At 56.1% G+C, this 22,101-nt stretch carries 14 protein-coding genes and 1 rRNA gene; 12 read left to right on the forward strand and 3 right to left on the reverse strand.

What is annotated here, in order from left to right; genetic code table 11:
- Nucleotides 1-5: 5 nt before the first annotated feature.
- The 3 genes from rrf (at nt 6) to birA (ending at nt 2,243) form a co-directional block, all read left to right on the forward strand.
- A 5S ribosomal RNA gene (rrf, locus tag ACOTXC_RS14440) occupies nt 6-121 on the forward strand.
- Between the two features lie 134 nt (nt 122-255).
- Nucleotides 256-1,284 (forward strand): UDP-N-acetylmuramate dehydrogenase, encoded by a 1,029-nt coding sequence (gene murB, locus ACOTXC_RS14445; RefSeq protein WP_063138096.1) that lies wholly within the window; start codon nt 256-258, stop codon nt 1,282-1,284.
- The gene (gene birA, locus ACOTXC_RS14450; RefSeq protein WP_003861169.1) at nt 1,281-2,243 is read left to right on the forward strand and encodes a bifunctional biotin--[acetyl-CoA-carboxylase] ligase/biotin operon repressor BirA; all 963 of its coding nucleotides are present in this window, start codon (nt 1,281-1,283) and stop codon (nt 2,241-2,243) included. Before murB ends, birA begins: the two co-directional genes overlap by 4 nt.
- A gap of 32 nt (nt 2,244-2,275) precedes the next feature.
- Here the strand turns inward: birA and bcsG are convergent, their stop codons facing one another.
- Genes bcsG through bcsE form a run of 3 tightly spaced genes read right to left on the reverse strand, consistent with a single transcriptional unit; the run spans nt 2,276 to nt 5,701 of the window.
- The gene (gene bcsG, locus ACOTXC_RS14455; protein ID WP_165716348.1) at nt 2,276-3,955 is read right to left on the reverse strand and encodes a cellulose biosynthesis protein BcsG; all 1,680 of its coding nucleotides are present in this window, start codon (nt 3,953-3,955) and stop codon (nt 2,276-2,278) included.
- Nucleotides 3,948-4,142 (reverse strand): cellulose biosynthesis protein BcsF, encoded by a 195-nt coding sequence (gene bcsF / locus ACOTXC_RS14460; RefSeq protein WP_022649733.1) that lies wholly within the window; start codon nt 4,140-4,142, stop codon nt 3,948-3,950. Before bcsF ends, bcsG begins: the two co-directional genes overlap by 8 nt.
- Nucleotides 4,139-5,701 (reverse strand): cellulose biosynthesis c-di-GMP-binding protein BcsE, encoded by a 1,563-nt coding sequence (gene bcsE / locus ACOTXC_RS14465; RefSeq protein ID WP_022649732.1) that lies wholly within the window; start codon nt 5,699-5,701, stop codon nt 4,139-4,141. The genes bcsF and bcsE overlap by 4 nt, the downstream gene beginning before the upstream one ends.
- A gap of 174 nt (nt 5,702-5,875) precedes the next feature.
- Between bcsE and bcsR the strand changes: the two genes are divergently transcribed.
- From bcsR to ACOTXC_RS14510, 9 genes are all read left to right on the forward strand, one after another.
- Entirely contained in the window at nt 5,876-6,064 is a 189-nt protein-coding gene (bcsR, locus tag ACOTXC_RS14470; protein ID WP_022649731.1) for a cellulose biosynthesis protein BcsR, read from the forward strand.
- Nucleotides 6,065-6,075: 11 nt separating this feature from the next.
- On the forward strand, nt 6,076-6,828 hold the full coding sequence (gene bcsQ, locus ACOTXC_RS14475; RefSeq protein ID WP_023298843.1) for a cellulose biosynthesis protein BcsQ: 753 nt from the start codon (nt 6,076-6,078) through the stop codon (nt 6,826-6,828).
- Nucleotides 6,825-9,440, forward strand: coding sequence for a UDP-forming cellulose synthase catalytic subunit (gene bcsA, locus ACOTXC_RS14480; protein WP_023298842.1), 2,616 nt, complete (start codon nt 6,825-6,827; stop codon nt 9,438-9,440). Before bcsQ ends, bcsA begins: the two co-directional genes overlap by 4 nt.
- A gap of 10 nt (nt 9,441-9,450) precedes the next feature.
- Complete coding sequence (gene bcsB, locus ACOTXC_RS14485) at nt 9,451-11,874, forward strand: cellulose biosynthesis cyclic di-GMP-binding regulatory protein BcsB (RefSeq protein WP_421767793.1); 2,424 nt, start codon at nt 9,451-9,453, stop codon at nt 11,872-11,874.
- Between the two features lie 6 nt (nt 11,875-11,880).
- Complete coding sequence (gene bcsZ, locus ACOTXC_RS14490; RefSeq protein ID WP_045622444.1) at nt 11,881-12,987, forward strand: cellulose synthase complex periplasmic endoglucanase BcsZ; 1,107 nt, start codon at nt 11,881-11,883, stop codon at nt 12,985-12,987.
- Complete coding sequence (gene bcsC, locus ACOTXC_RS14495) at nt 12,969-16,451, forward strand: cellulose synthase complex outer membrane protein BcsC (protein ID WP_421767794.1); 3,483 nt, start codon at nt 12,969-12,971, stop codon at nt 16,449-16,451. The genes bcsZ and bcsC overlap by 19 nt, the downstream gene beginning before the upstream one ends.
- Before the next feature lie 120 nt (nt 16,452-16,571).
- Nucleotides 16,572-18,578 carry a biofilm formation regulator HmsP gene (gene hmsP / locus ACOTXC_RS14500; RefSeq protein WP_023307153.1) on the forward strand — a complete coding sequence of 669 codons (2,007 nt, stop codon included), beginning with the start codon at nt 16,572-16,574 and terminating at the stop codon, nt 18,576-18,578.
- Nucleotides 18,579-18,737: 159 nt separating this feature from the next.
- Entirely contained in the window at nt 18,738-20,024 is a 1,287-nt protein-coding gene (gene dctA / locus ACOTXC_RS14505) for a C4-dicarboxylate transporter DctC (RefSeq protein ID WP_022649724.1), read from the forward strand.
- A gap of 221 nt (nt 20,025-20,245) precedes the next feature.
- Nucleotides 20,246-21,736, forward strand: coding sequence for a M16 family metallopeptidase (locus tag ACOTXC_RS14510; protein ID WP_022649723.1), 1,491 nt, complete (start codon nt 20,246-20,248; stop codon nt 21,734-21,736).
- Nucleotides 21,737-22,101: the final 365 nt, after the last annotated feature.

Below are 22,101 nucleotides of genomic sequence, written 5' to 3' on the forward strand. Positions count from 1 at the left end.
ATTTGCCTGGCGGCTTTAGCGCGGTGGTCCCACCTGACCCCATGCCGAACTCAGAAGTGAAACGCCGTAGCGCCGATGGTAGTGTGGGGTCTCCCCATGTGAGAGTAGGGAACTGCCAGGCATCAAACAAGTGAAGAGGCCATCCGCAAGGATGGCCTTTTTGCGTTTCTGCACCTGCTTCCTTTCCATAAACTAATCACCCATCCCTTCGTATATACGGTAAACTATCCCGGTTTTTGCATCAGGATAGCGTCTATGAATCACTCCCTTAAGCCCTGGAATACCTTTGGTATTCAACGGAATGCTAATCAAATTGTACGTGCCGACAGTGCTCAGCAGTTGCTGAATGCCTGGCAAAACGCAACAGAAAACGGTGAACCCGTACTTATTCTGGGCGAAGGAAGTAATGTCCTGTTTCTCGATGATTTTGCGGGGACGGTAATCGTTAATCGCATCATGGGGATTGAGCGTAAAGAGAGCGCTGACAGCTGGCATTTACACGTGGGTGCTGGCGAAAACTGGCACCATCTGGTGCAATATACCCTTGAAAAAGGGATGCCCGGACTGGAAAACCTGGCCCTCATCCCGGGCTGTGCAGGATCATCTCCTATTCAAAACATCGGTGCCTACGGCATTGAACTGAAACACGTCTGCGAATATGTCGACTGCATCGAACTCGCGACCGGAACGGCGAAGCGTTTGACCGCAGAGCAGTGCCGCTTTGGCTATCGCGACAGCATTTTCAAGCACGACTATCAGGATCGTTTTGTCATTGTGGCCGTTGGCCTGCGTCTGCCGAAAGCATGGAAACCCGTTCTGACTTACGGCGATCTGGCCCGTCTCGATCCGGCTACCGTCACACCGCGTGAGGTTTTTGATTCCGTTTGCCACATGCGAATGACCAAGCTACCGGACCCGAAAGTTAACGGAAATGCGGGCAGTTTCTTCAAAAATCCGGTGATCGGCAGCGAAAATGCGAAAGCGTTTCTCGCTGGCTGGCCAACGGCCCCGCATTATCCTCAGGCGGATGGCAGCGTGAAGCTGGCCGCAGGCTGGCTTATCGATCAATGTGAATTAAAAGGTACTACGCTCGGTGGCGCTGCTGTTCATCGTCAGCAGGCACTGGTGCTGATCAATCAGTCCAACGCGACAAGTGAGGATGTCGTCAACCTGGCGCATCATGTTCGCCAGCGTGTGGGCGAAAAATTTAACGTCTGGCTGGAGCCTGAAGTTCGCTTTATTGGCCGAACGGGCGAAGTGAATGCCGTGGAGACCATTGCGTGAAGGACAATACTATTCCGTTAACTCTCATCGGTATTCTTGCTGATGGCGAGTTTCATTCTGGCGAGCAGCTGGGCGAACAGCTGGGCATGAGCCGCGCTGCCATCAATAAACATATTCAAACGCTCCGCGACTGGGGCGTGGATGTGTTTACGGTGCCGGGAAAAGGCTACAGCCTGCCGGAACCAATCCAGTTACTGAATGAAGAGATCATCCGCAGCCAGATTGGACACGGTAACGTCGCGGTATTGCCGGTCATTGATTCGACGAACCAGTATCTGCTGGATCGCCTGAGCGAGCTAAAATCCGGTGATGCCTGCGTTGCCGAGTACCAACAGGCAGGACGTGGCCGCCGGGGGCGTAAGTGGTTTTCGCCATTTGGTGCCAACCTCTACCTTTCCATGTACTGGCGGCTTGAACAGGGGCCAGCTGCGGCCATCGGGCTGAGCCTGGTCATCGGCATTGTGATGGCAGAGGTGCTGCACGATCTGGGTGCCGATCAGGTGCGGGTAAAATGGCCCAACGATCTGTATCTCAACGATCGAAAGCTGGCGGGGATCCTGGTCGAACTGACAGGAAAAACAGGCGATGCCGCACAGATCGTCATTGGGGCGGGGCTGAACATGGTGATGCGAAACGTGCAGAACGATGTCGTGAATCAGGCCTGGACCAACCTGCAGGAAGCGGGGATCACCATCGATCGCAATACGCTTGCCGTCCGCATGATCAATGAGTTGCGTAGTTCGCTGACGCTCTTTGAACAAGAGGGGTTAGCGCCATTCCTGTCCCGCTGGGAAAAGCTGGATAACTTTATTAACCGACCGGTGAAGCTGCTGATTGGGGATAAAGAGATTTACGGCACATCACGCGGCATTGACGCGCAGGGCGCGTTGCTGCTTGAACAGGATGGCGTGATTAAGCCCTGGGTGGGCGGTGAAATTTCATTACGAAGTGCAGAGTAACCCTCTCCCCACAGGGGAGAGGGTGTAGCAGGTCACTGCGGATACGGCACCCAATCCCCGGCATTCAGCCGGACATAAGGCTTATTCTGATACTGGATCACCACCGCATTGGCGTTTTCCGATACCTCCGCCGTCTGCGGCAGCCCGCTGGTGAGCTGATCCCAGTTCACGCTATCTTCCACAAACAGCTTACCGTCTACAGCGCGAGCAACCAGTTCCGAGATGGCCAGATAGCTGCTTGGCTGGGTGATCTCAACTGGCGCGCCCTGATGCGGTGCCTTCATGCCAAAGAACTTAATCCCGGCCGGAACGTTTGTGATGGACGGGCTTGGGATATCGCGCAGACCAGACACCTGCATCCTGTCGCCTTTCAGCGCTCCACCATGTTCCGGAACCACCACCACCATCACTTTACGGCCTGATTTTTCCAGCTCGTTGAAGAACGCGTTCAGCTCGTCGAAGAACTTCTGCGCACGGGCCTTATAATCGGCCGTTTTACTTACGCCGGGATAATGGTTCCCGTCGTGAAGCGGCAGCGTATTATAGAACGTCGCGCTACGCGTCCCTTCCTCTTTACCGACGGTGTCGAACCAGCGCTTAAGTACGGCGGTATCGTCATAGACCGGCGAGCCATCGAAGCCCAGTAACGTCACTGGCAGCCCTTTCTGGTCCATCAGCGGGGCCTGCATGCCACCCTGTTCACGCACTTCTTTCAGGAAGTTACCGAACTGACCGTTATGGCCCATCATCAGGTGTTGGGTAAAGCCCAGTTTTGCCAGGTTATCAAACAGGTAACACTGGTTAGCTGCCGGCTGGTAGAGATTCTTATGCGAAGGCTGCCCACAGCTTGCGCGCAGCAGGCGGATAGCCGCTGGGCCGCTGTACGACGTGGCCGAGTTGAAGTCTTTGAACTGAATATCGAAATGCGACCACAGCGGGTGCGACATCAAACCAGCCGCGTCAACGTCAGCCCAGGACAGAGAACAGATGTTAATGACCAGCAACTCAAACGGCTGAGCATCGGCAGGCAGCGCGTCCGGGAATTTCGTCTGACGCTTATCTTCCGCAGCGTAAAAACTGGAGAGCCACGCGTTCAGGTTCGTAGATGTCGGCGGTGCCGTCTGCGCTGGAATATCCCCAACCACAGGCGTATCCCCTGCTGTCGCGACGGTAGCGGCGGCGGAACCGCCCGTGGTGGTTACGGTTGTCGTCGGCTGACCGGCTGGCCACAGCGAGAAGCTCGGGCCCGTCAGCGTCAGTACGTTTAGCCAGATCATAATCGCGACGACAAACACCGTCACCCGGATCCACTGAGACAGGAACAGCCAGGCAACCAGCAGGACAAATACCGCGCCAATCATCTGCCAGTTAATAAAGCGCTCAACCAGATCGAGCATATAGTCCGCACTGAAACCTGCGACCTGGGAGCCCTGGCTCATAATGCTTTCGGGGCCGGGTAGCCAGGTATCATGCCAGAACAGGGCGAAACCGATAGGGATAGCAATCCAGTGACGTATACGGTGCAGCCTGAGGTTCGGGATTGGCATCAGGAGGAATGCCATAAACACCAGATTAAGCAGCGGGTGGAAATTAAGATAGCCTGCCCACAGCAGACCAAACTTCACCAGAAAGTAGAAATTCCAGCCGGACAGACCGCGCCAGTATTGCCAGAGTGGCGATGGCGCTGAAGAGGTATAGGTAGAATTAGTCATGTTTTCGGTTTGCCTTGACGTTTGAAGCGCGAGTCAGTGTTCCGGCGGGTTTAATATAGCGAGGTTTGACGAACAGTAATCTGATCGTATCGCGAATACGGCGCAGGGAATGGCGTGCATAGTAGCCAAGCGGCAAAAAAATCAGCGCGCACAGAACAACCAGTTGGATGATATCGCTGATATTCATAATGGAACGCTCTCCTTGTTCTCATCCATTAAGCGTAGCGGCTCAGGAACCCGACGCCATACATGCCCGTCATGTTTCGCGTTCAGAACCGGTTTGGCACCACTTGTTACAGGCAACGGTTTGGCCCATTTTTCAGGTGCCAGGGCTCGCATCTGGACAAGCTCAGCGCTGATCAAATTATCTTCAAACCAGACCATGCGGTTCGAGAAAATATCCCCGGTAGGCAGCGGGAAGATATGGTTCAGGGCGGTATCCAGATCGTTCACCCGACAGAAGGAGAGGAACAGCACCAGGCGATTATCGCCAATGGTCATGATATCCCCGATACGATTAGGGCGGCACAAGGTGAGCGCCTGCTCAACGCGAATGCCCGGCACAGGACGCAGGGCAACCATCACCCCTTTTCCGTCTGCCGGTAAAAGCGTATTGCTCATCATGTTGCCCACCGCATCGCAGAAGGTGTCCCATTTCTGGTAGCCGCGCAGTTTCATCGGCTGCGTCATTGAAAGCAGGGTGCTGATATCTTCCGGAACATATCGATTAAACTGCTGGCCCTGAATGCTTTCGATCAGCGTCAGACAGCGCGACAGGGGAGCATTCCAGGGAATGACCATATTCGCGCCGCAGCCCAGTAATAAGCGCTCATCGGTGGCGCGCAGGCTGGTATTATTTTCACGTACCACGATTTTTAACGCGCTGCCGCGCTGGCGACGTAATGTGTGAATGTGCCGTGCCAGCGTTTCGATTTGGTTATTCTGGATCAACGAGAAGATAATGGTCGCCGCCTGCGTGGTGCGCGCCTCATCAAATAAGGCCTCGTTGGTTTCGAATAGTGACCAGTGCTCAGACAGTGCAGGCGCACCTTCCAGTACCGCAATATGACTCAGAACGCGCTTTTCATCACTGCGTGGCTGAACCACCGTCTCTTCCTGTTGAGCAAGATGCCACTCGTCCCCGACATTTTTGAGGGTAAGCTGCTGTCGGGAGCTCACCCCTTTTTCATTGCACCAGAAAGCCACGTCGTAAAGATGGCTGTCAGTCTGGACACGAATACTGGCCAGGCCATAGAGGGAACGGTATTCACTCATTAAAAGTGAAAAAAGTTTGTCGTTATTACTGCCCGGGTTAACAACCAATAAGGTGCAATTTTGATTTTTTGCCCATCTGCTGATTCTTCCCAGCCATTTCAGCAGTTTTTCAGACGGGATATTTTGTAGACCGTTTTGAGAACATTTAAGAATCAGTAAATAGTGTTCAGGAACAATAGAGCACTGAATATCGCGGGGCAAAAAGTATAAACTGTCGGCCTCCGCTGGCATGGAAAATAATCGTACTGTCTGGGGTCCACGGTCAGTTTCGAGCCTGATGATTGACTTTGGCTCATCGCCCATCGTAATGACGGCCACGCGGTAATCCTTACCCTGCGCCGCTATCGTCTGGTTTACCAGACTGATGGCATCTTCATTACGATCCGTATTAACCCACCAGACTCCTCCGACTGGCATGTGGCGCAATTCGTCCCATAATGACTGGATGCCAATAGAAAATATGGAGTCCACGGTGTCCCTCTTTTCGTCGAATTTCTATGTCTCTCAGTTTACTAGCGAAAGCGTAGAAATAAACCTAACATTGAAATTAAAGAACATCAGATTTAGCATGTAAATGAAATTTCGTGGGCAGGACGCCTCGCTGCATCTGAATCTTATGATTTTACTCAAAGGGATGAAATAAGAATGCAAAATAACGAACCCGCAACTCCAGTCGACCCAAGCCTGGGTTACACATTCCAAAACGATTTTCTGGCGCTCACGCAGGCTTTTTCATTGCCTGAAATAGATTACACCGATATTTCCCAGCGGGAACAGTTGGCTGCGGCTATTAAACGTTGGCCGTTATTAGCTGAGTTTGCCCAACAACAATAAGGAAGCCATTGATGGCCGTACTAGGATTACAGGGCGTCCGTGGTGGAGTGGGTACAACTTCCGTAACCGCGGCGCTGGCGTGGTCATTACAGGTTTTAGGTGAATCAGTACTGGTTATTGATGCCTGCTCCGATAATTTGCTGCGCATGTCATTCAATGTCGACTTTACGCATGAAAACGGCTGGGGGCGCGCGCTTCTGGACGATAAAGACTGGCGGGATGCGGGTTTGCGCTATACCTCCCAGCTCGATTTGCTTCCCTTTGGTCAGATGACGGAAACCGAACGCGGGAATGAAGCTGCGTTTCAGCGCCTGTTCTCTCGCTTCACCACCGCTTTGCAGAGTCTGAAAGAGAGCGGACACTATCAGTGGATCCTGCTGGACCTGCCGCACGGCGCCGCGTCGCTGACCCGCCAGCTTCTGTCGCAGTGCGACCATGTGCTCTCCATTGCGAACGTAGATGCGAATTGTCATATCCGTCTGCATCAACAGGCAATGCCTGCCAATGCCCATATTCTGATTAACGATCTGCGCATTGGCAGCCAGATCCAGGACGATCTGTACCAGGTCTGGCTCCAGAGTCAGCGCCGCCTGTTGCCAATGGTTATTCATCGTGACGAAGCGATGGCGGAGTGCCTCGCTTCCAAACAACCGCTTGGGGAGTACCGTAGTGATTCACTGGCGGCAGAAGAGATCCTGACGCTGGCCAACTGGTGTCTGCTGCACTTTGCTAAACGGCCGGAGCCTGCCGGGAGTTCAGTATGAGCCGCCTGACCAACTGGTTGCTCATCCCGCCGGTCAGTTCGCGCTTAAGTGAACGCTACCGCCATTACCGTCATCATGGCGCCTCATCGCTGAGCGCTGCGCTGGGCTGCTTCTGGATGATTCTGGCGTGGATGTTCATCCCCCTCGAACATCCACGCTGGCAACGTATTCGTGCGCGCCACGGTGAACTCTATCCGCATATCAACCCTGACAAGCCGCGTCCGCTCGATCCCGCGCGCTACGCTATACAGTCCATCTGGCTTCTGGCGACCTCAACGGGTGCGGAGAAAAAAACGTCCCGCTGGCGCAGCTTCGATCGCGTGCAGAACTTACGTGAACACTATCACCAGTGGCTTAACCGGCTACCCGACCGGGTTGGCGATAGAACAGGTCATTTAGATAATCACAAAGAGCTCGGGCACCTTCACCCGGGCTTACGGCGTTTTATTCTCGGCGTGGTGGTGGTGTTCTCGCTCATACTGGCGCTGGTCTGTATTACCCAGCCCTTCAACCCGCTGGCACAGTTTACCTTCCTGATCCTGCTGTGGGGCGTGGCGCTGCTGGTGCGGCGCATTCCGGGGCGTTTTTCTGCCCTGATGCTGATCGTGCTGTCGCTGACCGTTTCCTGCCGCTACATCTGGTGGCGATATACCTCAACGCTGAACTGGGACGATCCGGTCAGCCTGGTGTGTGGGTTAGTGCTGCTGTTTGCTGAGACCTACGCCTGGATCGTGCTGGTGCTGGGTTACTTCCAGGTTATCTGGCCGCTGAATCGACAGCCGGTGCCGCTGCCAAAAGACACGACCCAGTGGCCAACGGTGGACCTCTTCGTGCCGACCTACAACGAAGACCTGTCGGTGGTGAAAAACACCATTTACGCCGCGCTGGGTATCGACTGGCCGAAGGATAAAATCAAAATCTGGATCCTTGATGACGGTGGCCGCGCCGAGTTCCGCCAGTTCGCGGACGAAGTAGGGGTCGAGTACATCGCCCGTACCACGCATGAACACGCTAAGGCCGGTAACATCAACAATGCGCTGAAATATGCCAAAGGGGAGTTCGTCTCTATTTTCGACTGCGACCACGTGCCAACGCGCTCGTTCCTGCAAATGACCATGGGCTGGTTCCTGAAGGAGAAAGAGCTGGCGATGATGCAGACGCCGCACCACTTCTTCTCGCCGGATCCGTTTGAACGTAACCTCGGTCGTTTTCGTAAAACCCCGAACGAGGGCACACTGTTCTATGGTCTGGTGCAGGACGGGAACGACATGTGGGACGCAACGTTCTTCTGCGGCTCCTGTGCGGTGATCCGCCGTAAACCGCTGGATGAAATTGGCGGGATCGCCGTCGAGACGGTCACGGAAGATGCGCACACTTCGCTGCGTCTGCACCGTCTTGGCTATACCTCCGCCTACATGCGCATTCCTCAGGCGGCGGGGCTGGCCACGGAATCCCTGTCGGCGCATATCGGCCAGCGTATTCGCTGGGCGCGCGGCATGGTGCAAATTTTCCGCCTCGATAACCCGCTGATGGGTAAAGGACTGAAACTGGCGCAACGGCTGTGCTACGTCAACGCCATGTTCCACTTCCTGTCGGGTATTCCACGGCTTATCTTCCTCACTGCGCCGCTGGCGTTCCTGCTTCTTCACGCTTACATCATCTATGCGCCTGCGCTGATGATTGCCCTGTTCGTTCTGCCGCACATGATCCACGCCAGCCTGACGAACTCGAAGATTCAGGGGAAATATCGCCATTCGTTCTGGAGTGAAATCTACGAAACGGTGCTGGCCTGGTATATCGCGCCGCCAACCATGGTGGCGCTGATTAACCCGCATAAAGGGAAATTCAACGTCACCGCGAAGGGCGGGCTGGTGGAAGAGGAGTATGTCGACTGGGTGATCTCCCGGCCCTATATCTTCCTGGTGCTGCTGAATATTGTAGGCGTGATTGTTGGGGTCTGGCGCTACTTCTACGGTCCGGAAAACGAAATTCTGACGGTCTTCGTGAGTATGGCGTGGGTGTTTTATAACCTGATTATCCTCGGTGGCGCGGTGGCGGTATCAGTGGAGAGTAAACAGGTTCGCCGCGCGCATCGCGTCGAAATCAGCATGCCAGCGGCCATTGCCCGCGACGATGGACATCTCTTCTCCTGTACCGTACATGACTTTTCGGATGGCGGTCTGGGTATCAAGATCAACGGTCAGGCGAAGGTGCTTGAGGGGCAGAAGGTCAACCTATTGCTTAAGCGCGGCCAGCAGGAGTATGTCTTCCCGACTCAGGTGGTACGTGTGAGAGGAAATGAAGTGGGTCTGCAACTGATGCCGCTGACTAAAAAGCAACATATTGATTTTGTGCAGTGTACGTTTGCCCGCGCGGATACGTGGGCTCTCTGGCAGGACAGCTTCCCTGAGGATAAGCCTCTGGAAAGCCTGCTGGATATTCTTAAGCTGGGGTTCCGTGGCTATCGTCACCTTGCAGAATTTGCCCCGTCGTCGGTGAAATTAATTTTCCGGTCACTTACTTCACTGGTTTCCTGGGTCGTGTCGTTCATTCCGCGTCGACCTGAGCGAGATGAAGCGAAGCAGGCGGACCCGGTTATGGCTCAACAATGATGATAACGCGATGAAAACAAAACTTTCCTGGTTATGTGCAGTGGCAATGGGGATGAGTGCGCTCCCTGCAACAGTGGCTAACGCGGCGCCTGATAACGCAGCGACCACACCCGCGCCAACGGTGCCTGTCGTCGCGCAAGCGACCGATCCGGTAGTGACGGCGGCGCCGGGGCAGACGGAAAACGTCGTCCCGAATCAGCCGACGACGGGGAATACGCTGCCCGCCGACAACCCGGTGGTTGGGCAGGTTATGCCTGGCGTGCCGGGAGCCAGTGCACCGGTGGTTGCGGAAAATACGCCGTCGCGTGACGTTAAGCTGACGTTCGCCCAGATCGCGCCTCCTCCGGGCAGCATGGTTCTGCGCGGCATCAACCCAAATGGCGGTGTCGAATTCGGTATGCGTAGCGATGAAGTCGTGTCGAAAGCGATGCTCAACCTGGAATACACGCCATCGCCGTCGCTGCTGCCGGTGCAATCCCAGCTTAAGGTCTATCTGAATGATGAGCTGATGGACGTCCTGCCCGTCACCAAAGAGCAACTGGGCAAGAAAACCCTGGCTCAGGTGCCGATTAACCCGCTGTTTATCACCGACTTTAACCGCGTGCGTCTGGAATTTGTCGGCCATTACCGCGATGTCTGTGAAAACCCGGCCAGCAGCACCCTGTGGCTGGATGTTGGTCGTAACTCTTCGCTTCAGATGACCTATCAGCCGCTGGCGTTGAAAAACGATCTCTCCGCCTTCCCGGTGCCGTTCTTCGACCCGCGTGATAACCGTCCACTGAACCTGCCAATGGTGTTTGCGGGCTCTCCTGATGTGACCGAACAGCTGGCGGCCTCTATCGTGGCATCCTGGTTTGGTTCCCGCTCCGGCTGGCGTGGCCAGAGTTTCCCGGTTATGTACGACAAAATGCCGGACAAAAACGCGATTGTGTTTGCCACCAACGCCAAACGCCCGGCATTCCTGCGGGACCATCCAGAGGTGAAAGCGCCCACCATCGAGATGATCAGCCATCCCGACAATCCGTACGTGAAGCTGCTGGTGATCTTCGGGCGTGATGATAAAGATCTGGTGCAGGCGGCAAAAGGCATTGCGCAGGGCAATATCCTGTTCCGCGGTAATAGCGTCGTGGTGGATGAGGTGAAACCGCTGCTGGCACGTAAGCCTTATGATGCGCCGAACTGGGTCCGCACCGACCGCGCGATTACCTTCGGCGAGCTGAAAACCTATGAAGAGCAATTGCAGTCAACCGGGCTTGAACCTTCTCCTGTCAGCCTGTCGCTGAACCTACCGCCGGATCTCTATCTGCTGCGCACCAACGGTATTGATATCAACCTGAACTACCGTTACACCGCGCCGGTAACCAAAGACAGCTCGCGCATGGATATCAGCCTCAACAACCAGTTCCTGCAATCCTTCAGCCTGACCAGCAGCCAGGAGACAAACCGGTTGATGCTTCGTCTGCCTGTATTGCAGGGGCTGCTGGATGGCAAAACCGATGTGTCGATCCCGGCGCTGAAGCTCGGTGCGGTGAACCAGCTGCGGTTTAACTTCCAGTACATGAACCCGATGCCGGGTGGATCGGTGGAAAACTGTATTACCTTCCAGCCGGTGCAAAACCACGTGGTGATTGGTGATGATTCCACAATCGACTTCTCGAAGTATTACCACTTTATCGCGATGCCGGATCTGCGTGCGTTTGCTAACGCCAGTTTCCCGTTCAGCCGCATGGCTGATCTCTCTGAATCGATTGTCGTGATGCCAAAAGCGGCCAACGAAGGCCAGGTTGCCACGCTGCTGGACACCATGGGCACCGTCGGGGCGCAAACCGGCTTACCGGCTATCAACGTGACGGTGACGGATGACGGTAGCCAGATCCAGAACAAAGATGCCGATATCATGGTCATCGGCAACATTCCGGACAAGCTGAAAGACGAGAAGCGCGTCGATCTGCTGGTGCAGGCGGCTCATTCATGGGTCAACACGCCGCTGCGTCAGACCGAGTTCCCAAGCATCATGCCGGACAGCGGCGATCGTCAGGCCAATATCAGGACGACCGTAAGCTCAACGGGTCCGATGGCTGCGATTGTCGGTTTCCAGTCTCCGTATAACGACCAGCGCAGCGTGATCGCCCTGCTGGCGGACAGCCCGCGCGGCTATGAGCTGCTCAACACGGCCATGAACGACAGCGGTAAACGGGCGGCAATGTTCGGTTCCGTCTCGGTGATCCGTGAGTCGGGGGTAAACAGCCTGCGCGTGGGGGATGTCTACTACGTCGGTCATCTGCCGTGGTTCGAACGCCTGTGGTACGCCCTCTCTAACCACCCGGTGCTGCTGGCCGTGCTGGCTGCGCTCAGCGTTGTATTGCTGGCGTGGGTATTGTGGCGTCTGCTGCGAATCATCAGCCGTCGTCGTCTTAACCCGGACCATGAGTAAGCCGTGATGAAAATCTTTCGCGGGTGTGTAGTCGCAGCGTTGATGCTGGCGGCGGCGAATCTGCATGCCGCCTGTCGCTGGCCTGCCTGGGAGACGTTCAAGCAGGATTATATGAGCGAAAGTGGGCGCGTCATTGATCCCAGTGACGCGCGCAAAATCACCACCTCCGAAGGGCAAAGCTACGGACTGTTCTTTGCCCTGGCAGCAAACGATCGCAAGACGTTTGATCTGCTGCTGACATGGACGCGCGATAACCTTGCCGAGGGGGATTTAGCCCAACATCTCCCGGCGTGGCTATGGGGAAAAAAGGACGACAACACCTGGGCGGTTATCGACCCTAACTCCGCGTCCGATGCCGATATCTGGATAGCCTGGTCGCTGCTGGAAGCCGGGCGGCTGTGGAAAAATCCCGATTACACGCGCACGGGTAAGGCGCTGTTGACGCGCATTGCCAGTGAGGAAGTGGTGAAGGTGCCGGGGCTGGGTTCTATGCTGCTGCCGGGTAAAGTCGGTTTTGCCGAAGAGAGTGTCTGGCGCTTCAACCCCAGCTACCTGCCGCCGCAGCTTGCGAGCTATTTCACCCGTTTCGGCGCACCGTGGACAACGCTCCGTGAAACCAACCTGCGTCTGCTGCTGGAGACCGCGCCAAAAGGATTTTCCCCGAACTGGGTGAAATACCAGAAAAAGGGCGGCTGGCAGTTGAAGCAGGATACGACCCTGATCGGCAGTTACGATGCGATTCGCGTCTATCTGTGGGTAGGGATGATGAACGATAACGATCCGCAAAAAGCCCGGCTACTGGCGCGTTTCAAGCCCATGGCGACCACCACAATCAAACAAGGCTTACCGCCGGAAAAAGTGGACGTAGCGACCGGGAAACGTACCGGAGATGGGCCGGTAGGGTTTTCTGCCTCCCTGCTTCCATTTTTACAAGAACGGGACGCGCAGGCGGTGCAACGCCAGCGTGTCGCCGATCGTTTTCCCGATAACAATGCTTATTACAGCTACGTTCTGACCCTCTTTGGACAAGGGTGGGATCAGCATCGTTTTCGTTTCACCGCGCAAGGTGAATTACTACCGGATTGGGGCCAGGAATGCGCACGTTCACACTAAATTTACTCGCCTTATCGCTTGGCCTGGCGCTCATGCCCCTGGCCCAGGCCGCCAACTCCCCGCAGCAGAGACAGCTGCTGGAACAGGTTCGTCTGGGGGAATCCACCCAGCGTGAGGATTTGGTGCGCCAGTCGCTCTATCGCCTTGAGCTGATCGACCCCAACAACCCGGACGTGATTGCCGCTCGCTTCCGCTACCTGTTACGACAGGGGGATACGGCGGGCGCGCAAAAAGAGCTGGATCGCCTGAAAGGAATAGCACCCGATTCCAGTGCGTACCAGTCCTCCCGTACGACCATGCTGCTCTCCACGCCGGATGGTCGCCAGGCCCTCCAGCAGGCTCGTCTGCTCGCCACCACCGGGCACACGCAGGAAGCTATTGCCGCGTATGACAAACTGTTTGACGGTAATCCGCCCAGCGGCGACATCGCGACGGAGTACTGGAACGTGGTGGCGAAAGAGCCTGCCCGCCGCAATCTGGCCATTAATCAGCTGAAGAAAATCAACGCCAGCAGTCCGGGCAACGCCCCGCTACAGGCTTCGCTGGCGCAGCTTCTGTTCCAGAGCGGACGGCGTGATGAAGGGTTTGCGGTGTTACAGGAGATGGCCAAATCGAACAATGGCCGCAGTCAGGCGTCGGACATGTGGTACCAGCAGATCAAAGATCAGCCGGCCAGTAGCGCCAGCGTTACCGCGCTGCAACAATACCTGAGCGTGTTCAGCGATGGCGATAACGTGACGGCGGCGCGCGCCCAGCTTGAAGCGCAGCAAAAACAGCTCGCCGATCCGGCGTTTCGCGCCAAAGCCGAAGGGTTAGCCGCAGTGGATGCCGGGCAGGGCAGTAAAGCGGTAACGGAGTTGCAGAAAGCAGTCAGCGCCAACCACGCCGACAGTGAAGCCGTAGGCGCGCTGGGGCAGGCCTATTCGCAGAAAGGCGATCGCGCCCGCGCGGTTGCGCAGTTTGAAAAGGCGATCGCCCTCGATCCGCAGAGCGACAACCGGGGCAAATGGGACAGCCTGCTGAAGGTTAACCGATACTGGCTGCTGATCCAGCAGGGTGATAACGCCCTGAAAGCCAACAAGACAGCCCAGGCGGAACGCTATTATCAGCAGGCGCGCAACATTGACAATACGGACAGCTACGCGGTCCTGGGGCTGGGTGACGCGGCGGCGGCGCGGAAAGATAACGACGCGGCTGAACGCTATTATCGCCAGGCATTGCGGATGGACAGCGGCAACAGCAACGCGGTACGCGGTCTTGCCAATATTTATCGCGCGCAGTCTCCGGAGAAGGCGACGCAGTTTATTCAGTCGCTCTCTGCCAGCCAGCGCCGCAGCATTGATGATATTGAACGTAGCCTGACGAACGAGCAGCTCTCGGCTCAGGCTGAACAGCTGGAAAGCCAGGGAAACTATGCGCAGGCCGCAGAAATTCAGCGCCGACGCCTTGCGCTTTCCCCGGGCGACGTGTGGATCACCTACCGACTGTCACGCGATCTGTATAGCGCGGGTCAGCGCAGCCAGGCAGATAACCTGATGCGCCAGCTGGCAAGCCAGAAACCGGGCGATCCGGATCAGGTTTACGCCAGCGGGCTGTACCTGTCCGGTAACGATCGGGACCGGGCCGCGCTGGCGCATCTGAACACGCTGCCGCGCGACAAGTGGAACGGCAACATCCAGGCGCTGGCGGACCGCCTGCAAAGTAACCAGGTGCTGGAAAACGCCAACCGCCTGCGCGACGGTGGAAAAGAGCAGGAGGCGGAAGCGCTGCTTCGCCAGCAGCCCCCGTCCACTCGTATCGACTTAACGCTGGCGGACTGGGCTGAACAGCGTGGCGATCATGAGGCCGCGAAAACCGCCTACAACACCGTCCTGCAACGGGAACCGCAGAACGAAGACGCAATTCTCGGCCTGACCGAAGTCAATCTTGCTCAGGGCAACAGGGACGCCGCTCGCGCTGAGCTGGCGAAACTGCCCGCGGCACAAAACGGCGAACCGCTCTCCCTCAATATGCAGCGCCGGATCGCCATGGCGCAGGCCGGTCTGGGTGATCCTGCCGCGGCAGAAAAGACCTTCAACGCCATTGTTCCTCAGGCAAAATCGCAGCCGACTTCTATGGAAAGCGCGCTGGTGATGCGTGATGCCGCCCGTTTCCAGGCGCAAAACGGCCAGCCTCAGCAGGCGCTGGAAACCTGGAAAGATGCGATGGTCTCATCGGGCATCACGACGACCCGTCCGACCGATAACGACAGCTTTACGCGTCTTACGCGTAACGATGAGAAAGATGACTGGCTGAAGCGCGGCGTGCGCAGCGATGCAGGCGATCTTTATCGTCAGCAGGATCTGAACGTCACGCTGCAACACGACTACTGGGGATCCAGCGGCACGGGGGGCTATTCCGACCTGAAAGCGCACACCACTATGCTCCAGGTGGATGCGCCGCTATCGGATGGCCGCATGTTCTTCCGTAGCGATCTGGTCAATATGAACGCCGGTTCCTTTGATACGGACAATGGAACCTACGATCCAACGTGGGGTACCTGCGCCGAAACGCCATGTCACGGCAGCACGAACCAGTCGGCCAACGGCGCCAGCGTGGCCGTCGGCTGGCAGAACAACACCTGGGCGTGGGACATCGGTACAACGCCGATGGGCTTCGACGTGGTCGATGTGGTGGGCAGCCTGAGCTACAGCAACGACTTGGGGCCGATTGGCTACACCCTGAACGCCCATCGTCGTCCGATTTCCAGCTCTGTGCTGGCCTTCGCCGGGCAAAAAGATCCCAATACCGACACCACCTGGGGCGGCGTGCGTGCTACCGGTGGCGGCGTGAGCATGAGCTACGACAAAGGCGAAGCTAACGGGATCTGGTCAAGCCTGAGTGCCGACAGCCTCACCGGGAAGAATGTCGAAGATAACTGGCGGGTCCGCTGGATGACCGGCTATTACTACAAGCTTATCAATCAGAACAACGAGCGTCTGACGGTCGGCGTGTCCAATATGCTCTGGCATTACGATAAGGATTTAAGTGGCTATTCGCTGGGCCAGGGCGGTTACTACAGTCCCCAGGAGTATGTGTCGTTTGCCTTACCGGTGAACTGGCGTAAACGCACAGAGAACTGGTCATGGGAACTGGGCGGTTCCGTCTCATGGTCCCATTCAAAAACAAAAGATGTGATGCGTTATCCGTTGCAGGGGCTGATCCCGGACAATGAGCCAGGCCGTTATACCGATAAAGGTGTGATGGGAACCGGAAGTAGCTCGTCAGGGACGGGTTATACCGCAAGGGCGATTGTTGAACGCCGTGTGACGTCCAACTGGTTTGTCGGTCTGGGCGTCGATATTCAGGAAGCGAAAGACTATACCCCGAGCCATGCGCTGCTCTATGTTCGGTATTCTGCCGCAGGCTGGCAGGGTGATATGGACTTACCGCCGGAACCGCTGGTGCCTTATGCAGACTGGTGATCGGATTTTTGCTTAATCTAATTGTAAGTCTCTCTTAAAAGTGCAGCTATCGGGTATACTCGGGCGCACCAGGTTTACGCCCTGGTGCGCCCTGCGCTTCGAGTTTTGTGGAGAGTCATTTTGCGTGTCAGCCGTTCCTTAACGATCAAACAGATGGCGATGGTGTCTGCCGTCACAATGCTGTTTGTCTTCATCTTCTGCGTCATTTTGCTGTTTCATTCCGTACAGCAGAATCGCTATAACACGGCTTCGCAACTGGAAAGTATTGCCCGCTCGGTGCGGGAACCCCTGTCGGCCTCGATCCTGAAAGGGGATATCCCCGAGGCGGAATCCATCCTGAAGCGCATTCAGCCCGCCGGTATCGTGAGCCGCGCCGACGTCGTGCTGCCGAACCAGTTCCAGGCGCTGCGGATGAGCTTTATTCCGGAGCGTCCCGTCCCGATGATGGTGATGCGCCTGTTTGAACTGCCGGTGCAGATTTCCCTGCCTCTCTATTCCCTGGAAAGACCGGCTAACCCGCAGCCGCTGGCCTATCTGGTACTACAGGCGGACTCGTACCGCATGTATAAATTCGTCATGAGTTGGGTTGCTACGTTAGTGACTACTTACTTACTTTTGACCTTAATGTTGAGCGTGGCGCTGACGTGGTGCATCAACCGGTTAATTGTGCATCCGTTGCGCCGCATAGCCCGGGAGCTGAATGACCTCTCTCCGCAGGAGCATATGGGGCATCAGCTTCCCTTGCCGCGTCTGCATCACGACGATGAAATCGGCATGCTGGTCCGCAGTTACAATATCAACCAGCAGCGTGTCCTGCGTCAGCAGGAAGAGGTCAGTAATAACGCCACCCGTTTCCCGGTTTCCGACCTGCCAAACAAAGCGTTTTTAATGGCCCTGCTGGAGCAGACCGTCGCTCGCCAGCAGACCACCGCGCTGATGGTGATTGCCTGCGAGACCTTGCAGGACACGACGGGCGTGCTGAAAGAGAGCCAGCGCGAGATGCTATTACTGACGCTGGTGGAAAAAATCAAATCTGTGCTGGCGCCGCGCATGGTACTTACCCAGGTCAGCGGCTATGACCTGGTGGTGATTGCGCACGGTGTAAAAGAGCCGTGGCACGCTATTACGCTAGGTCAGCAAGTACTCACTGTCATAAATGAGCGGCTACCCATTCAGGGTATCCAGCTTCGCCCAAGTGCCAGCATTGGTATCGCAATGTACTACGGTGGTCTGACCGCCGAGCAGTTATACCGTCGGGCTTTCTCAGCAGCGTTTACCGCGCGCCGAAAAGGCAAAAACCAGATCCAGTTCTTTGATCCGGAGCAAATGGAAAAAGCCCAGCAGCGCCTGACGGAAGAGAGCGACATTCTGACGGCGATGGACAATCGCCAGTTTGCGCTCTGGCTACAGCCGCAGGTGGATTTGCGCACGGGTGAAGTGACCAGCGCCGAAGCGTTGCTGCGCATGCAGCAGCCGGACGGCACGTGGGAGCTGCCTGAGGGGATGATCGAACGTATCGAGTCCTGCGGACTGATGGTCACCGTCGGATACTGGGTGCTGGAAGAGTCGTGCCGCCAGCTTGCGGCCTGGCAACAACGGGGCATCACGCTGCCGCTGTCGGTGAATCTTTCTGCGCTACAGCTGATGCACCCGACTATGGTGCCGGATATGCTCGAGTTGATCCATCGCTACCGCATCCAGCCCCACACGTTGATCCTGGAAGTCACCGAGAGCCGTTGTATTGACAATCCTGACGACGCTGTCGCCATTCTGAAACCGCTGCGTAATGCCGGGATCCGCATTGCGCTGGACGATTTTGGTATGGGGTATTCCGGCCTGCGTCAGCTCCAGCACATGAAAACCCTGCCGGTGGACGTCCTGAAAATCGACAAAACCTTTGTGAAAGGGCTGCCGGAGGATTGCAGCCTGGTGCAGGCCATTATCCAGATGGCGCACAGCCTGAACCTGCACGTGACTGCCGAAGGTATTGAGGCCGAAGCCCAGCGCGAGTGGCTGGCTGCGGCGGGTGTGGAGAGCGGTCAGGGCTTCCTGTTTGGCCGCGCCGTGCCGACGGATACCTTTGAGCGACGCTATCTCGCCGACGCTGGCAATAACGCAAAAGTGTAATTTTGTTGCTGGCTTGTGCGAGCCAGCTCAAAGTTCTTAACATTTGTGTTTCAAATTTGAACCCCGTTTATTTCTGTCCTGTTATGTGGGTGTTATTTTAAAGCCGCAGGTTAACCATAACCTTACAAAGCCTGTAGTTATTCTTTCCAGGGACACCCTATGAAAACCTCACTCTTCAAAAGTCTTTACTTCCAGGTCCTGACAGCCATCGCCATCGGTATTCTGCTCGGTCACTACTACCCGGAGCTGGGCGCGCAAATGAAACCGCTTGGCGACGCGTTCGTTAAGCTCATCAAAATGATCATCGCGCCGGTCATCTTCTGTACCGTGGTGACCGGTATCGCTGGCATGGAAAGCATGAAGGCGGTCGGGCGTACGGGGGCGGTTGCCCTGCTGTACTTCGAGATTGTAAGTACCATCGCGCTGATTATCGGCCTGATTATTGTCAACGTGGTACAGCCTGGCGCGGGCATGAACGTTGACCCGGCCACGCTGGATGCGAAAGCGGTGGCGGTTTACGCTGAACAGGCGAAAGATCAGGGGATTGTTGCCTTCCTGCTGGACGTGATCCCGAGCAGCGTGATTGGCGCGTTCGCCAGCGGAAATATCCTCCAGGTACTGCTGTTTGCCGTGCTGTTTGGCTTTGCCCTGCACCGTCTTGGCAGCAAAGGTCAGCTGATTTTTAACGTCATTGAAAGCTTCTCGCAGGTTATCTTCGGCATCATCAACATGATTATGCGTCTGGCCCCGATTGGTGCCTTTGGCGCGATGGCCTTCACCATCGGGAAATACGGCGTCGGCACGCTGGTACAGCTTGGCCAGCTGATTATCTGCTTCTACATCACCTGTATTCTGTTTGTGGTGGTGGTGCTCGGCTCCATCGCTCGTGCGACCGGCTTCAGCATCTTCAAATTTATCCGTTACATTCGTGAAGAGCTGCTGATTGTCCTCGGCACATCCTCTTCTGAGTCCGCGCTGCCGCGTATGCTCGATAAAATGGAAAAGCTGGGCTGCCGTAAGTCAGTGGTGGGGCTGGTTATTCCTACGGGCTACTCCTTTAACCTGGACGGCACCTCGATTTACCTGACGATGGCGGCGGTCTTTATTGCTCAGGCCACCAACAGCCACATGGATATCTTCCATCAGATTACGCTGCTGGTCGTCCTCCTGCTCTCCTCGAAAGGGGCGGCGGGCGTAACGGGTAGCGGATTTATCGTGCTGGCGGCCACTATCTCAGCGGTTGGCCATCTGCCGGTGGCGGGTTTGGCCCTGATCCTCGGTATCGACCGCTTTATGTCTGAAGCCCGCGCGTTAACCAACCTGATTGGTAATGGTGTGGCGACGGTTGTGGTGGCGAAGTGGGTAAAAGAGCTGGATCACAAGAAACTTAACGATACGCTGAATAATCGCACATCTGAGGACAAAACCCCCGGTTTATCCTCTTAATCCCTCATAAATGCCCGTATTCCCTTGTGGGGATGCGGGCACCTGCGCATAATAACCGCTCATACCTGTCATATTTCGACAAAATTTTTTTGGGTATATTTCGCTTCCGCCCGTGACGTTTAGCCGAACACGCTGTCTAATCGGAAGGTTTTCATCGTCATCTTTGAGTGCTCACGTCGCGAGACACTCTCTTTAACCAGGAATGTTGATCAGGGGTTCACATGCAGGGCACAAAAATTCGACTCTTAACCGGCGGTTTGCTGATGATGGCAGCAGCCAGTTATGTGCAGGCAGATGCGCTCCAGCCAGACCCGGCCTGGCAACAGGGAACACTGGCGAACGGATTCCAGTGGCAGGTGTTATCCACTCCGCAACGTCCGAGCGATCGCATTGAAATTCGTCTGGCTGTGAATACCGGCTCCCTCACTGAAAGCACCCAGCAGACCGGCTTAAGCCATTTTATTCCTCGACTGGCGCTCACCCAGAGCGGCAGTTTGCAGGCGGTTCAGGTGCGTTCTTTATGGCAACAGGCCATCGATCCTAAACGCCCGCTGCCCCCGGCTGTGGTCTCCTATGACTACACCATGTTTAATCTGAGCCTGCCCAACAACCGTAACGATCTGCTTAAAGAAGCGCTGACCTATCTTTCCGATGCCACCGGCAAACTGGCGATTACGCCTGAGACCGTAAACTATGCGTTGAGCAACAGCGACATGGTGGCGACCTGGCCGACGGATACCAAAGAAGGCTGGTGGCGCTACCGCCTGAAAGGGTCCACGCTGCTTGGCCACGACCCGGCAGAACCGCTGAAACAGCCGGTGGATCCAGAGCAGGTGAAATCTTTCTACCAGCAGTGGTACACCCCGGATGCCATGACCCTCATTGTAGTGGGCAACGTGGACAGCCGTGCGGTGATAGAGCAGATCAACAAAGCCTTTGGCGATCTAAAAGGGAAGCGTGAAACGCCCGCCCCTGTTCCTACTTTGTCCCCGCTGCGTCCTGAGACGGTCAGTATCATGACGGATACCGTGCGTCAGGATCGTCTTTCGATGATGTGGGATACCGCCTGGCAGCCGATCCGCGAGTCCTCGGCGCTGTTGCGTTACTGGCGTGCGGACCTGGCGCGTGAAGCGCTGTTCTGGCATGTTCAGCAGACGCTCAGCAAGAACAACGTGAAAGACATTGGTCTGGGCTTTGACTGCCGCGTGCTGTTCCAGCGCGCCCAGTGCGCCATTAACGTCGAATCGCCGGGTGATAAGCTGAATGCCAATCTCGGCGTGGTGGCGAAAGAGCTGGCTAAAGTGCGTAAAGAGGGCCTGTCTGAAGAGGAATTTAACGCGCTGGTGGCGCAGAAATCCCTCGAATTGCAGAAACTGTTTGCCACCTATGCCCGCGCCGATACCGATATCTTAATCAGCCAGCGCATTCGCTCCTTACAGAATCAGGTCGTGGATATCGCGCCGGAGCAGTATCAGAAATTGCGTCAGGATTTCCTGAACGGTCTGACCGTGGAGATGCTGAATCAGGATCTGCGTCAGCAGCTGTCTCAGGATATGGCGTTGATTCTGTTGCAGCCGAAAGGTGAGCCGGAATATGACATGAAAGAGTTAAAGGCCACCTGGAACGCCATCATGGCGACGCCGTCGCAGCCAGTACAGGCGGCGGCCGATGATTTGCACCAGGATGCGAGCGATATTCCGCAGGGCCAGTAAGGCCCTGCGTTCCCTCTCCCTGTGGGCTGAGGGATCCCCAGTAATTTTTTTATGCAGAAGCAATAAAGTTGCTTTCTAAATGACTGAGGGCTGTCAGCGATGCCCTGGTCCGGCTGTAAATCGCTGAGGCGTTTCCTGCAGGCCGGGGCGAGGCACAGGGATGCGCCGGGAGCCCGGGTCGCCAGGGTGGTGGCGACTGAGCCACCCTGGCACGTTCACCGGTCATGTCGTTACAGAGTAGCAAGGAACATAAAGTGAACGGAATGACCACCACCGCCGTATGTTCCCCTCACCCTAACCCTCTCCCCGGAGAGGCGAGGGGATTGCTCAGTGCTCGCATTAATTTGTGGGGAACCCTCAGCCCT

Source organism: Enterobacter cloacae complex sp. IR5428, from assembly GCF_049238585.1.
GTDB classification, from domain to species: domain Bacteria; phylum Pseudomonadota; class Gammaproteobacteria; order Enterobacterales; family Enterobacteriaceae; genus Enterobacter; species Enterobacter intestinihominis.